Raw genomic sequence first — 13,235 nt, 5'->3', positions numbered from 1 at the left:
CCGGATCGAATCCCGAGGGGGAGCGATCTGACTGGCAGTCACTTTACGGATTGGTTCACGCCCACGTCTGTAAAAACGGAGCACCTCTTGCTCCAGTCCCTACAGTATACGTGTCGTAATTCTGCGGAACTGATCGGGGATTTATTGATGAATCCGTTACCGCTCCGGGGCAATTAGCACCCTGAGTTCGCCTATTGTCTCGCTGTTACTTACATTGCCGTCGTGTTCGTGGGATGAACATAACGAGACTTTTCTGCTTTGAAAATATGAAAGCAGATATAGGTCGTGGCCAATTTGCATTTGCCAAATGCTTGACAGGCTCAAGATCTGTATAATAATGCTCGCCCTCGGAGCTTTATCTGAACTGAGGCATAGCCTTGGCGACTCGGGAGTTGGCCAACGAAGCGACGCCCATTCTGGAGCAGGCCATGCGTGCCGCATGGAGCCGGTGCGGAGTCATATACATCTCAGTTTATTCCTTCGGGCATGGCCTGGGCCGCGGATCATTCCGACGATGTGAGCGTGATGAGCACCACGGCCCCATTGATCTCGCTACCCCATCCCCCCACGCACCCCGGTAAAAACTTCCGCGACCAGGAACAAGCTGCCCGGTAGCCACCCTTCATACTGCCCTGCACGCACCTCCGCGTGGCAAACGCCATCGCAGTGGAAGGTTTTGCATGATGGCATCAAGTTTGCTTGATATAATAGACACTGACATCATGCAAACATGATATTGACGCAATGGCTTCATCCGACGTCCAGCTTTCCGCCGCAGTGCGGGCGAACGTGCTGACCCCCCAGGTGACGCAGCAAGGGCTGTCGGCTGCCCAGCAGCGATTCGCCACCGGATTGAAGGTCAATACCGCTCTGGACAACCCACCGGTCTACTTCTCCGCCAAGGCCCTGACGCAGCGGGCCGGGGATCTGACGGCCATGAAGGATGCCATCGGGCAGGCGATCTCCACGGCCAGAGCCGGGGACAAAGGGACAAAGCACATCGGGGATCTGCTGGCACAAGCCCGTGGGCTCACGACCGCAGCGTTGTCCAGCCTCGGAACCGACCCGGCGTCCATCCGGACCCGCCAGAGCCTCGCCGGCCAGTTCGACGGCATCCTGGACCAGATCAATGGGGTTGCCCGCGACAGCGGCTACGGCGGCAAGAACCTCCTGGTCGGTGACGGCTCGAAGATGGGGGCGACCACCGAGAGCAAACTCGACGTGCGGCGGATCGTCGGTGTCACGAACGCTCGCGTGACCGACATCACGTCCCCCGACACCTATGACATCCAGGTGGTCGGCAACGGCGAGATCTCGGGGGCTGCCGAGGGTATCGCTGACGCGGAGCGGCAACTCGGCCTTAAGGGCCTCTCGGTCAGCGGACTGATGAGTTCAACCCAGGGCAACTTCAACAACATCCAGATCACGGTCACTGGGAGTCCCGGCCGGGACAAGACCATCACCGTCTCGAATCCGCCCGAAGCGTATACTCGGAAGTTCACCGTTGACGAATGGAAGGTGGCAGATGCCGCCGGCCTTCCCCTATCGTTGGACCACGCTTTCGAGAGCGGCTCCCGCGTCCGATTTGACGTGGATTTCGACCTTATGGACGCGACTGCCGGGAACGGCAGCACCCGCTCGGTTGAGATCGAGAAGCACGCTGCCTTGGCCGTGCAGGTTACCAACAGGCAGGGGATTACAGTAACCCGCGACCTCATGAGCCCCCTTGGGCAAGGAAAGCTCGCCAACGGTGTCAATGATTTCGTTTTTCCGACCGGAACAGTCAGGATCGAGGTCGATGGGCAGCGGCTCTGCTCCAGAACAGACCCGTTCGCTCCCGGAACCAATTCCGTGTTCCAGATGGGCTTTTCCGCAGAACGCGGGACCTCCTTCTATCAACCTGTCGGCGTTCCTCCAGATCAAGCAAGTGAATATCTTCAGGTCCCACAATCAACATACTTTAGTTATTCTCTGGGACTACCAGATGGGAACTCCCCAGGATTCCGTGATCTATATATATGGGATGCAAGATATGATTCCGTAACGCATTCTGTAATTCCAAATGAAAAGCTGACTAAATTTCCCATCGTCCTGGGTGGAAATAATCCAAACTCAGGTGCCACGATATACTTGAACGTTGAGGCCCTCGATCTTCTGAATCCTTATGAGGAGGACATTGGCCTTTCTGAGCCGGTAAGCCAAGGGTCTCCTGGATGGTATGGCATCACCGATGATCAGCCACATGCTGACGGTTGGTTCGGAATTGCCACGAACTCGCCAATCCTTGATGGTCTGCCGAAATTTCCCTGGGTATTTGACAACAACATTGGCCCTTATAAAGTGTATCAAGGTGTTTACAACCTTAACCCGGAGAGCATCCAAGGGTTTATACCCGGCCGTTCCACTAACATTCGCGTCCAGGAAGGTCCCATAGACAGTGCTGGTCCTGGGGAGGCAACAATTTCGTTTACGGACGATTTCGGGCGTACGTTTGCATCGGTCGTACCGAATGCTGGTTATACGTACCTGAGTGTTAATTTTCCAGAGACGAATGAAGTTCCTGCGTCATCAATGCGAGTTGGCGTGGTATCTCGCCTCGGGACTGATCCTGATCAGACGCTCATCCCATTTTGGCAGGATCTGACCATAAGGTGGCCGGATGGAACGAGGTATTCAGCGTCACTCAAGACAACTATGACGCAGGAGGCAAGCCGATCGAATGATCTGTTTGCAGCCTTTGACCCGTCATATCGAAATGGTATCATAATGGAGAGTCAAAATCTCCAGGTAGAAGGCAAGGGCCTGCATGTCGATTATAGCCAGAATGGCTGGATGGACCGGGCGGACATAGAAAACGCCATCGCGGGTCTGGATACCGCCGAGCAGCGGGTTCGGACAGCGTCTCAGGTTCTGACCAATGGCTTGGCCATCATCACCACGCGGGAGGATTTTACAAAGGGATTCTCGAATATTCTTGAGGAAGGTGCGAACAAGCTCACGCTCATTGATCAGAATGAAGTTGGCTCCGAGATGCTGGCCCTTCAAACACGGCAGCAGTTGGCCACAACCACTCTGAGCATCGCCAACCAGAGCCAGCAGGCAATCCTGTCCTTGTTCGGATAGAACCCGGAGACATGACGCTGAACTCCGTGAAGTGACGGCGGGGAAAGCCGATGCTTGACGATTATGCACAGCATAAGCTTGCACTTAACAATACCTTCAAGGACGCTTTGCCCTTGGGTCCATAGGAGTTACTAAAGATGCTGAGAGGCCGGCGAACCCGCACGACTCGCCATTGCGGGTAACGACTTTGGTTGAATCGCCACGTTCTTGACACCCCCGTCCCACGGAGCATATCAGAACGAAACAGGAATTTTTCCGAAGGGCATCACGATGGATCAACGTGAGAACATCGCGGCCCTCCGGGACCGCATCCGAGCCTTGGAATGCCTGGGTTTGACCGAACGTCGTCCGCCGCTGAGCGTTGGTGTCCCCGCCATCGGCAGTCACCTGCCGGATTGCGGTTTGCGATCGGGAGCCGTCCACGAACTCCTGGGTGAGGATGATGACGCTGCCCGCATCGGCTTCGTCGCTGGATTGGCTGGGCGGCACGGCACCGGTCCCGTCTTCTGGCTGCGTTCAGGGTCAGCGGCCGATGGCCGAGCCCTGGACGGACTTGGCCTCGACCAGTTCGGTCTGCATCGGCACCGGATTGTGCTGAGTCGAACGCGGCGGACCAATGAGGGGCTGAGGATGCTGGAGAAGGCGTTCCGGTGCCGGGCCTTGCCGCGGTCATCGAGGGGGGCAATCGGACGCCGATCTACGTCCACCGACTCCATCTTGCCGCCGAGTCGGGCTTGGATCTGCGTCGTGCCCTCGGTCGCCCCCCTAAAAGTGGGATAGGGTACGATATAGGATACCACACCACCGAAGTGTTGCGGTGGCATGCCCCAGGAAGCAAGCTCGGCCTAGGAAGCAAACATCCCAGCCATCACCTTTGGACCAATGTGAATCTCTCATTGCCGAACATCCGAATTAGCTCAACAATAGATACCTCGTCACGCAAATAATCCTTATATTTCTCCCTAGCAATGTCTTCGCCCTCACCGATTCTTTCAGAGACAACATTAAACAGCAGTTCTCCGAAATACAAAAGGATGGATCTTCTGATAATCGGCGTAACTTTCACAACAACAACTTCAATCATTTCCCCGTCTATGTTAATCGACAATGGTTCAGAGACGCCGATTTTTGAAAATTCCGTTTTTGCGAGACGCTCGAACAGTTTTTCGGAGACAACGATATCCTCAACTTCGGAATCAATGTCATCTGTAAAGCTGGGATTGTAAAAAATGATTTCCATTTTACTCTCCTCTACCTTTTCGTTTTTCCATATGCTCTTTTATGGCATCCTTTGATATCGTAACGCACGCAACGCCCTGCTGCTCAAGGCTTTTCCTTGCTTGCTCGGTGAACCTATCTGTGGTAACAACAGCAATAGTTTCTGAGCCGCTACTAGATCTTACCCTATTAATTTCCTTAACAGTTGTCATATTGACTAGTGTTGTTTTTACCTCTATCGAGGGCGTTGAATTGCTACCCTCATTACCGTCCTTAGCCATTCCCCCCCCCAATGTCGTGGGTCATCAAAACGGTCTGCACTCTTTCGATGTCTCCGCGGTTAACTACCAGCACATCACCCTTGGGACTATTTCCTATTGTTCGCTTGTAAAGGATATCTTCTCTGGCAAGGATATCGCAAATGTATGTTACAGTATCCCTGTGCATCTCAAGCCGTGCAATCATGCGATCTTCATCAGTTTCGAAGTTCTGTTCCATAAACACCCTCCGATGCTAAAAACATACCCTGACTTACACAATGTCACGATTTGCTGAGATATCCCTAAGCGTCATACCCGCATGCCGGCTTAAATTTCTTCTCCACCTCTGACGTATTATGCCTAACCACCACCACACGCATGTTTCCAATATCGGATTTTTTATTACATTTCGCCCTAGAGAATATAGCAACATCATCAATCTCCTGCTCGTCTATCTCTGTAATATTGAGCATGTTGTTGTGACAGCACGCTCCCTTTGGAAAACGAAATTCAAGGGTCGACGCTGGCATTGCCCTAACCCTTCCTCAAAAACTAACATTATCCCAGTGCAGCGTGCAGTCCCATGTTGCCATGGTACGGCAGATCAAGCTAGTAAGGGAATACCAAAATTGACCCTTGGGTATCGTCAAACTTCAGATTTGGACTGTTGCGAACTGGTTTGATGTTCGCGATACACCGATTGCTACCAAGAATATAAAGGCGGTTGAGGCGATTTCTCAGTGGAGACCGACATACGTGAGTATGTTTTGGGAGCATACCTCAAGCCGGAGGAAGGGTGCGATGTGGTGGACTACAACGTCCGACCACCGGGCGGCGGCCTGGAGGGGCTCGGCGAACTTGATGTGGTCGGCTACGACTTCCGAAACGGTCGAGCCTTCCTCTGCGAGGTCACCACGCACATCAAGGGCCTTCAGATCGGCACGTACGAATCGACGGTGAGGAAGATCACTGAGAAGCACGCCCGGCAGCGGGCGTACGCGGCCAGTCACCTCCAGCGGTTCGACGAGATCCGTTTCCAGTTCTGGTCGCCACGGGTCCCCAAGGGTTACCTGACTGAGCGGCTGTCCCGGATCGATGGACTGGAGTTGGTGATCAACGGCCAGTATCGCGAATGCGTCGAGAGATTGCGGCTCCGGGCAAAGGTCGAAACCCAGGACGCGGTGAATCCATTCTTCCGCGTCCTCCAGATCCTCGAAGCCATGCAGAAGGAGTAGGTGGTGTCCTCGTCCCTTAAGGTGCCGAGATGCCGGTGGTGAACCCAACGCTGCTGCCACGGAGCAGAACCCGGTCTGCTCCCAGCAGATCCACAAGCTTGCCCCGGTGCTTGGCCCAAACCGCTCCCCGCTTCTGATCGTCGTCGAATCCGAACAGGACCAGCCGGGGGCGGTCGCAGATCACCACGGGCTTCTCCCCCGAGAGCACCTTCCGCAGCACCGCATCCCGCTCAGGGTGCCGGCCGACGACGCCCTTCACCGTCAGCAGGTTCGTAAACACCCGGTTGTAGGATCGCTCGACCTGCCCGTCATGCTGCCGCAGGAGGCTGGCGTACCGGCCGATCTGCTCCACCACTCTTGGCGGAGCGTCCCCGCCAGCCCTGGCTTCTGCGTTTGAGAACAGCTTCGCTTCGTAGAACACGAGCCGGACCTCGTTTGCCATCTCGTGGACGGCAGCAAAATCGACTCGGGGATTGCCGGCGTCGCCCTTCATCCCCGCGACCGCGAATGCCACCTCCACATCCACGATGTTCGGATTGCTCATCACGATGTTGTGGACGCCGATCTTCTCGGCTCCGGCGTACGGCTTGGCGGCTGCCTTCAGTGATTGCACGTCACCAATGTCCTGGGTGAGGAAGGACGCCGGGTCTGGAATGACGGCACGGCCATCCTTGACGCCAACGTACTCAGGAGTCCGATCTGGCCTAAGAAGGTACTTGTAGTGGACCCGCCCAACGAGCCGCCCTTTCTCGTGGGCTACCCGCAGCAGGCTGTTCCCACGCCAATAGACGTTCAGGTAGTTCGACCGGATGGCGACGACGAGATCTGTGTCGTCGGCCAGCCTCCTCCACCAACCGCCCTCGTCGTACGCCACATTCAACGCGGAGACGAACGCCTCGTCGATGCCACGGTCGAACACCGCCGGCGTGGTCGTGCCATCCAGCGTCATACCTCCCACCATTCCCCATCTCCCCGAATGTCCACGTTGTCGAAATAGTCAGAGTAACGGTCGGGGCTGAAGCTGTGCACCGGAACCAGACGCCGAGGCCGAATGGCGTCGGCCAGTCGCTTCAGGCCCCTTACCGACGCATGTCCGGAGGTGTGCACCTTCACCATCGGAAGGCAATGCCGGTCGAGCCACTTCAGAAATGGTTCCGAGCGTTCGTCCCGGAGGTACCCGCTCCACATCGAGTAGATGACCGACGCCCCTGCAAGGCAGTTTGCTCGATCCAGGTCCTCACACAGCGACGGGCGGAACAGGGCGGTGGTCGTCGAGGCCGCCGACGCAAGTTCTTCCGGGTCGATGCGGTTGGCCCGGTACCGAGGGACGAGGTCGAAGAGTTCGTTCCGCTTCGCCCACACACGCTGGCGGTGTGGGAGGAAAACCCGAACGCCACTCCACCAGCCTTGGGGTATTCGGTCATTGCCGGTGGCCCGCAGCACCTCGGCGGTGTAGAGGTCGATCACCAGTTGGCGGCCGGTCTTCCGGCACGCCCGGAACACCGTCACCAAACGGTCGATGTTCTGGCCGGAGGCGTACACCAGCACCGTGCCCTTCGTGGCGTGCATCGCGTCCACGAACTCGTGCTCCAGGTCGTCCTCGGTGGGAAAGCTGTCGTCCTCGTCGAGGCGGCCGATAGAGGAGCCTTCCATCAGGAGGACATCGACTCCGGCAGGCGGGTGCTCGATGAGCCGCTCAACCAGGGCCGCCTTCCGACCGTGTACCCGGAAATCGCCAGTGTAGAAGAGCCGCTTTCCGTCAGCCTCAGCAAGGAGCGAATAGGCGTCGTACGCCGAGTGATCGACCAGCAGAGGCAGGACACGAAACGGGCCGATCTCAACCACCCGTCGGTCACGCAACGGGATCAAGTTCTGGAACGAAACCCCTGATCGAATAAAGCATGCTGCCGCCTTGAGGATTCGGTCGGCCGCCCCGCCGATCATGATTGGCAGGTCGGGGCGGAGGTGCCGGGCAAGACCGTAATGGTCCTGGTGAGGATGGGAGATCACGACTGCCAGCAGGCTGTCGTCTGGGTCGCGAAAACCCGGCACTGCGGGCAGCATCGACGCGGTGTCGTCGGCGGCATCCAGCGGCAGGCAGATATCAAAAGCGATCCGCCGGCTGCCGGCTTCGATCTCGATGCAGGTGCCGCCGATCTGTTTGGCCCCACGATGGATGCAGACCCTCATCTCGAGTCGCCCGTCGTGTGAAAGATGATCTCCAGGCGGGAGAATACAGCGTGGAGATCACTGTACTCGACGAAGCGTTCGATGCGGTGACGACGACTCGCAGGGTGGGCAGCGAGGACAACGCTCATCCCCTGTTCAGTCAATTCCGTTTTCAACCAGCCCGCAAGCTCGCCGGCAAGCACGACATTCGGCGGAGCCGCAGCCAGGTCCGTGACGCTCCGGATAATGGCAAGGTTGAAGGGTTGCCACGCCTTGGCATCCTTGGCCACGTTGCAGCGGAGAATCGGCGTCGCGTTCAGCAGTAGAACGCCATTGGTGTAGAGGCGAGCAAAAAGGTCATTGACTGTATCCACCTTCCGGAGATTCGTCTCTACCTTCAGTCCACGGGCGATGTCGCGGCCCCTACGGTGGCCTTGTTGGATGATGCCTTCGGCACGCAACAGCATCCGGAGCAACGTCGCCAGCGACCCGTACCGGTTCACGTGGGCCGAAAACCCCTTCTTCGACCAGAGTTGCTCCTGGCCAGGATGGAACACCTGGCCGTTGGCTACGCCTGCCTGTGGATAGGGGCTTTCGGCTACAAAGATGACCGTTACGGCTGACGGCTTCACCTTTCGAAACGGTTCGAAGATCTGCTCGACTTTCGGCACGAGGCTTTTGGCCGTGGCGACCTCGCGTCGATACTCTAGGGGTATCTCCTCCCACGCGGCTGTCAGGATCGGAATCCAGGCGTCGTCGACACCGGACAGTGCCCGTTCGACAAAGGCTTCCGGCTTCATTGGCGACGGGCTCCCCACGCGTCCCCCGTGACACTGTTCAGCAGGTAGCGGAACGTGCCGTTGGTGCCGGGCACCACCGAGTAGTCACGCCATGCCGCGACATAGGAGCCCTTCAGCACAACCGCGTGCTCGCGGTTCCGCCTCGTTCCCGCCGCTGCCCGTTCGCCCCAAGCCAAGGAACCGGACAGCCGCCGCCCCTCTGGAAGGCGAAACGCGGCGTCGATGGTCCCGGCATCGGACCCGCCAAGCCAGCACGACCGAGTGTTTGTCAGCACCACGGCGTACCCCTCGATCAGGCTTTGCCCCCCAAAGGCTTCCACAACGCGTTCCAACCGTTCGATGTCTGCGACACAATCGTAGCGGCGAATGGGCAGAGCATTCTGGTTGGCGAGCCGGAACGTCTCGCCGTCCATGACCGCCTCCAGCTTCGACGTGAGGTACTTCAGTTCGACGGCCACGATCCGCTCCCCCAGTCGAAGCCAAATGTCTATCTCCGGCCGCGGCCCGGCGATTGCCGGCTTGTACTCCAACCGCACCCCAGCGGCCGGGTGGAGTTCCCGGACGGTCCAGGCGAAGGCGTGCTGGAAGTCGGCTTCCGAATGGAACACCGGCCGGCTGGTCGCCAGACGCCGCATGATCTCTTGGATGTCGGTGGCGGCCGAGGCGGTACCGGCGTGGACGGGCCTGCCGTTGGAGGCTTCATTGGTCGTGATGAACTCCATGCCGCCTCGATCCTTGCACCGCAGGCAGCTATTGTAATCTCCGTTCGGACGCTGCGATGCCACTTTTTTGCCAATGGGGCGGCGGTCCCGTCCGGTGATGCCGGAGATTCGGTCGTCGGTGATGATATCGACCACCGCCCAGCCAAGCCCGTCAGCAACCGCCTGGAGTTCGGGGAGTCGGTTCTCGACGTCTGCCCGTCGGTGCCGACTCTGCCGTAGATCGCGACCCCCTTGCTCATGACCCGCTTTCGTCAGGCGGCCGAGGACCAGCAGGACGCCACCATGGTGATGGACGCCACTGCGGTCACCGCGACGATCACCTCGGTCATGCCGCAGATCCGCGGGTTGGCAAGCCGCCGGGCTCCGCTCCAGAACGTGCTGACATGCCTTCGTGCGAAGACGACGCTGGTTGAGTTCGGGCGAAAGCTGTTCCCGACTGCCGAGCGATGCCGGAAGACAACCGAAGCCTTGCTGGCCCTGTTCGCCCTGTGGCCCGACGGATTTACCCGCCGGTGGAGGTTGCGATTCGATCCCGCGTCCTCCTTAACGACCTCCACTACGACAACCTAGCCAAACCGGTACCTAAAGTATCAAAACAGTAGAGACACAGATTTGCAGAACCTGGACCGGTGCTGTCGAACGCTGGTCAGAGGGAGTGCCAGACGAGGTCCGTGAATTTGACACGAACTTTTACAACTTTAATGTTCACCATCACTCACGAACCGATGTAGGGCATTGACGACAATTTCCAAATCCTGGACAGAATCAGGGACGGCCATTCTCTTCCTAGCCTGCCTGAGCAAGGGCGTTAGCGGGTCCAAGCGATCTCCGGGTGGCACACGCCAGTCTGGATTAATCTGCTTGGTAACCAATTCCCGATCCACCAGTGCAAGTGGTTGTTGGTGGGCACTCTTCCGAATACTATCCTCCTCGATCTGGTAGCGTTTAAGGAAGTATGATACGAAGCTCCGCTTCATTTGCCCGACCCAGATGCCGTCTGCCATGCCAGGGTACTGTGCGGCAATGTTCTGCTTCTGGTGCTCGGCAAGGCCAGCGTGTGGAGTCACGGCGATGGATACCGTTCTATCCTCTTGGTCTTCTGTCACGCCGCTTGCCTTCTTTTCGCGATGGGGTTTGCCTGCCTTACATATCCGTTCCAGCACGATGTCCCGCCATCCACCTTCCTGATGGCGAAAGGCTCGCACGTGCCATCTAAATCCATCATGGCCAAGAAAACGAGGAGTAATCGTAATCAACTTGGGCCGATCGTAGTCCGGTGATAGATACTCGACTTCTAGGCTCGTCTTCTCCTTAATCGCACTCAGGAGCTTTCGTACCACCTCAGCGTCTACGCCCCGTCGCTCTATTGTCGTGACGCGAACGATCCTGCTGACCGGCCGCCGGTCAAATCCGCTGTCGCCACCTGGATCTGCAACAGTTCGGGGTTTCCATGTAGCTCGCCAGCGGCCGTCGTAGAAGCTCATGTAATCGTCGAAATCCGGCTCGATTAGCCTCGGGACAAAGTCCGCAGTAGCCTGAACCCAATCTCCCTTCTTTCTCGGCTGTACATTGCCCACCACCCTGCCGGAGTCGAACCGTGCGGTGACCTCCTCGTATAGCCTCACATCGTTAGCCGCCTGTGGTGCGGAGACTGAGAAATATCGGCGGATATCGTCGAGGGCCAGCCGCTCTTCCCAGAAGAGGAGGAACTCAATGAACTCCAGCCGCTTGCGTATTTCCCATTTGCGGACCTTCTGCTGAAAGGCGGCGTCATCCTTGCACCACTGGACTTCCATGTCTCACACCAAACGCAAGAAACTTTCGGTCAGCCGGAGGCAGGCCATCACGAATGATGTCACCGTAGTCCTCGTGATCGCAAGGACTGTGAGGAAAATGTGCCAGCCTACGGCGTCACCGCCCATGCCTTAGAGCGTCAGCAACAACGGTCGATCTCCAGCGATGTGATACACCTACTGCTGAGATACGGCCGAAAGATCCGCCGAAATGGAGCTTGGATCTATTTTCTGGGCAGGAAAGAACGTCATCATGTTCTTTCAATACTTGGAAAGGAGGATTACAGGTTTGTAGAGAGGAAGCTCAATACCTACGTCGCAGTATCAGACAACTTCTGCGTCATTACGTGCGGACATCGCACCAAGCGGCTCCACAGCACTTAAAGGAGAAGCGTATGCAGGATAGGTACACCTTTGACGTTGGTGATTTTGGGAAATATGGACTCTTGCGAGCCATCTGCGGCAGCAAGCCGATTACACCAAATCTGTCCCTTGGCGTAGTGTGGTATCTTACGCCGGACGAGCAACACAATGCTGACGGCAAGCACCTAAGCTATCTTCTGGTCGAAAAGCCCGAGTACAGCCTTTGCGACCCAGGGCTATATTACGAGATGCGTCGACTGTTGATCAGTGAGGACGGCGGGCCTGTTCCAGAACGTCGCAGGGTAGCGACTGTGGAACAGTCGTCCATTCTCCCCTCCGGCACAGCGTTCTATGGTGAGCCGCTTTCCTTCTCTAATAATACAACTCCCGCCTTTCGACTTGCCGCCCGCAATGCCTGGGTGCAGCGAGCACTATCCGCAACTGCAGGATACGAAGTTGTCTTCCTTGATCCCGACAATGGTGTCGAGTGTTCCTCTGCGAGGCGAACCAATAACAATGGGACGAAGTACACCTTCTGGGATGAAGTTAAAGCTTTTTCCTCTCGCGGCCAGTCGGTCGTCGTCTATCATCACCTTAACAGGACCGCGGCGGTAAAGGTACAGGTTGCAACGCTTGCCACTGAATTCCGACGTCGAATGCCGGGATCAACTGACGTGTCTGCGTTGGTGTTTCGCCGAGGTACATGTCGGGCGTACTTCATTGTGGCTGTACCAGACCATCACGAACGAATTAGGAATCGTGTTCGACAGATGCTGACTGGGCCGTGGAGCCGCCATTTCGAACTTGCTGCGAGTCTGCCACCAGTCTGAGGCAGCGGTCAGGCTACCTGTTTCGCTTAACAACTGCTATTCATGAACCGCGTAGAGTACCGGTGGGTTCCAGGCCGCCTCGGAGGGGAAGCCGTTGTCCTCCCCGAGGCGGCCGAAGCAAAAGCCTTCCATCAGCGGTACATCAACTACCGGCACATATCAGGTGACATGCGGGCCAGTTCTCTAAGCGGCTACGGAACGCCGCCTTGCCGGTCGTGAAGAAGTAGAGGAAGAGCGGGTCTACGGCGGCTCCAATGGAGTCCATAAGGAGACCCGCTTGATTCAGAGGGTCGAGGTCATCACCGGTAAGGAACGGCGTCGGCGAGGCCACGGCGGTCTTCTACACGCTCTTCGAGACCGCCAAGAGCAACGACCGTAACCCGCGTCTCTGGCTGACTGCGTCCTGAACACCATAGGCTGCAATCGCGACCTCACCTACTACAATGCCCTATTGCCCTGGAGCATGCCGCTGGAGCCCAATCGTCTCTGAAGGGGAATCCCATGACCGCCAGCGAACTGCCTACGCGTGTGCAGGAAAAGCTGTTCCAGATAGTTAGGCTGCTGGCCCGTGTCGCCGCACAGGAAGCGATCCAACAGGCCAAAGTCCCCGAGCCTGATCCGTCAAAGCCAAAATCCAGTAACAGGAAATTACACAAGGACAATAGCCCCGCGTAGCTTCAGGGGCGTTTCCCGGCCGCTTACAGTTCTCTTAAGCTGTTGAT

12 protein-coding genes are annotated in these 13,235 nt (G+C 57.3%); 5 read left to right on the top strand and 7 right to left on the bottom strand.

What is annotated here, in order from left to right:
- Nucleotides 1–744: 744 nt before the first annotated feature.
- Nucleotides 745–3,123, top strand: a complete 2,379-nt coding sequence (locus HL658_RS03555) for a flagellin N-terminal helical domain-containing protein (protein ID WP_180280489.1) — start codon at nt 745–747, stop codon at nt 3,121–3,123.
- A gap of 868 nt (nt 3,124–3,991) precedes the next feature.
- Here the strand turns inward: HL658_RS03555 and HL658_RS03550 are convergent.
- Nucleotides 3,992–4,363 carry a hypothetical protein gene (locus HL658_RS03550; RefSeq protein ID WP_180280488.1) on the bottom strand — a complete coding sequence of 124 codons (372 nt, stop codon included), beginning with the start codon at nt 4,361–4,363 and terminating at the stop codon, nt 3,992–3,994.
- A gap of 1 nt (nt 4,364) precedes the next feature.
- On the bottom strand, nt 4,365–4,553 hold the full coding sequence (locus tag HL658_RS38140; RefSeq protein WP_425485316.1) for a hypothetical protein: 189 nt from the start codon (nt 4,551–4,553) through the stop codon (nt 4,365–4,367).
- An 854-nt stretch (nt 4,554–5,407) separates the two neighbouring features.
- On the opposite strand from HL658_RS38140, the gene HL658_RS03545 reads away from it, so the two are divergent.
- Nucleotides 5,408–5,836, top strand: a complete 429-nt coding sequence (locus tag HL658_RS03545) for a hypothetical protein (protein ID WP_211109642.1) — start codon at nt 5,408–5,410, stop codon at nt 5,834–5,836.
- A 16-nt stretch (nt 5,837–5,852) separates the two neighbouring features.
- Here the strand turns inward: HL658_RS03545 and HL658_RS03540 are convergent, their stop codons facing one another.
- Genes HL658_RS03540 through HL658_RS03525 form a run of 4 tightly spaced genes read right to left on the bottom strand, consistent with a single transcriptional unit; the run spans nt 5,853 to nt 9,527 of the window.
- Nucleotides 5,853–6,785, bottom strand: coding sequence for a hypothetical protein (locus HL658_RS03540; protein WP_180280486.1), 933 nt, complete (start codon nt 6,783–6,785; stop codon nt 5,853–5,855).
- Nucleotides 6,782–8,026: an MBL fold metallo-hydrolase gene (locus HL658_RS03535; RefSeq protein WP_180280485.1), complete on the bottom strand. Its 1,245-nt coding sequence runs from the start codon at nt 8,024–8,026 to the stop codon at nt 6,782–6,784. Before HL658_RS03535 ends, HL658_RS03540 begins: the two co-directional genes overlap by 4 nt.
- Entirely contained in the window at nt 8,023–8,805 is a 783-nt protein-coding gene (locus HL658_RS03530; RefSeq protein ID WP_180280484.1) for a uracil-DNA glycosylase family protein, read from the bottom strand. The genes HL658_RS03535 and HL658_RS03530 overlap by 4 nt, the downstream gene beginning before the upstream one ends.
- Nucleotides 8,802–9,527, bottom strand: coding sequence for a hypothetical protein (locus HL658_RS03525; protein WP_180280483.1), 726 nt, complete (start codon nt 9,525–9,527; stop codon nt 8,802–8,804). The genes HL658_RS03530 and HL658_RS03525 overlap by 4 nt, the downstream gene beginning before the upstream one ends.
- Nucleotides 9,528–9,764: 237 nt before the next feature.
- On the opposite strand from HL658_RS03525, the gene HL658_RS03520 reads away from it, so the two are divergent.
- Nucleotides 9,765–10,097, top strand: a complete 333-nt coding sequence (locus HL658_RS03520; RefSeq protein WP_180280482.1) for a hypothetical protein — start codon at nt 9,765–9,767, stop codon at nt 10,095–10,097.
- Nucleotides 10,098–10,225: 128 nt separating this feature from the next.
- On the opposite strand, the gene HL658_RS03515 is transcribed toward HL658_RS03520, so the two are convergent.
- On the bottom strand, nt 10,226–11,323 hold the full coding sequence (locus HL658_RS03515) for a BrxR family helix-turn-helix transcriptional regulator (protein ID WP_180280481.1): 1,098 nt from the start codon (nt 11,321–11,323) through the stop codon (nt 10,226–10,228).
- A gap of 392 nt (nt 11,324–11,715) precedes the next feature.
- On the opposite strand from HL658_RS03515, the gene HL658_RS03510 reads away from it, so the two are divergent.
- Together HL658_RS03510 and HL658_RS03505 are read left to right on the top strand one after the other, a co-directional pair.
- The gene (locus HL658_RS03510) at nt 11,716–12,513 is read left to right on the top strand and encodes a hypothetical protein (protein ID WP_180280480.1); all 798 of its coding nucleotides are present in this window, start codon (nt 11,716–11,718) and stop codon (nt 12,511–12,513) included.
- Between the two features lie 501 nt (nt 12,514–13,014).
- On the top strand, nt 13,015–13,188 hold the full coding sequence (locus HL658_RS03505) for a hypothetical protein (RefSeq protein WP_180280479.1): 174 nt from the start codon (nt 13,015–13,017) through the stop codon (nt 13,186–13,188).
- Nucleotides 13,189–13,235 lie beyond the last annotated feature (47 nt).

Source organism: Azospirillum oleiclasticum (genome assembly GCF_013423485.1).
Taxonomy (GTDB): domain Bacteria; phylum Pseudomonadota; class Alphaproteobacteria; order Azospirillales; family Azospirillaceae; genus Azospirillum; species Azospirillum oleiclasticum.
Note: the sequence above shows the minus strand (reverse complement) of the source record. Positions and strands in the feature narration are given on the sequence as shown.

Bases quoted from the DNA above. Each gene is read 5' to 3' on its own strand.
- HL658_RS03555 (WP_180280489.1), top strand. From the start codon at position 745: ATGGCTTCATCCGACGTCCAGCTTTCCGCCGCAGTGCGGGCGAACGTG.
- HL658_RS03550 (WP_180280488.1), bottom strand. From the start codon at position 4,363: ATGGAAATCATTTTTTACAATCCCAGCTTTACAGATGACATTGATTCC.
- HL658_RS38140 (WP_425485316.1), bottom strand. From the start codon at position 4,553: ATGACAACTGTTAAGGAAATTAATAGGGTAAGATCTAGTAGCGGCTCA.
- HL658_RS03540 (WP_180280486.1), bottom strand. From the start codon at position 6,785: ATGACGCTGGATGGCACGACCACGCCGGCGGTGTTCGACCGTGGCATC.
- HL658_RS03535 (WP_180280485.1), bottom strand. From the start codon at position 8,026: ATGAGGGTCTGCATCCATCGTGGGGCCAAACAGATCGGCGGCACCTGC.
- HL658_RS03530 (WP_180280484.1), bottom strand. From the start codon at position 8,805: ATGAAGCCGGAAGCCTTTGTCGAACGGGCACTGTCCGGTGTCGACGAC.
- HL658_RS03525 (WP_180280483.1), bottom strand. From the start codon at position 9,527: ATGGAGTTCATCACGACCAATGAAGCCTCCAACGGCAGGCCCGTCCAC.
- HL658_RS03520 (WP_180280482.1), top strand. From the start codon at position 9,765: ATGACCCGCTTTCGTCAGGCGGCCGAGGACCAGCAGGACGCCACCATG.
- HL658_RS03515 (WP_180280481.1), bottom strand. From the start codon at position 11,323: ATGGAAGTCCAGTGGTGCAAGGATGACGCCGCCTTTCAGCAGAAGGTC.
- HL658_RS03510 (WP_180280480.1), top strand. From the start codon at position 11,716: ATGCAGGATAGGTACACCTTTGACGTTGGTGATTTTGGGAAATATGGA.
- HL658_RS03505 (WP_180280479.1), top strand. From the start codon at position 13,015: ATGACCGCCAGCGAACTGCCTACGCGTGTGCAGGAAAAGCTGTTCCAG.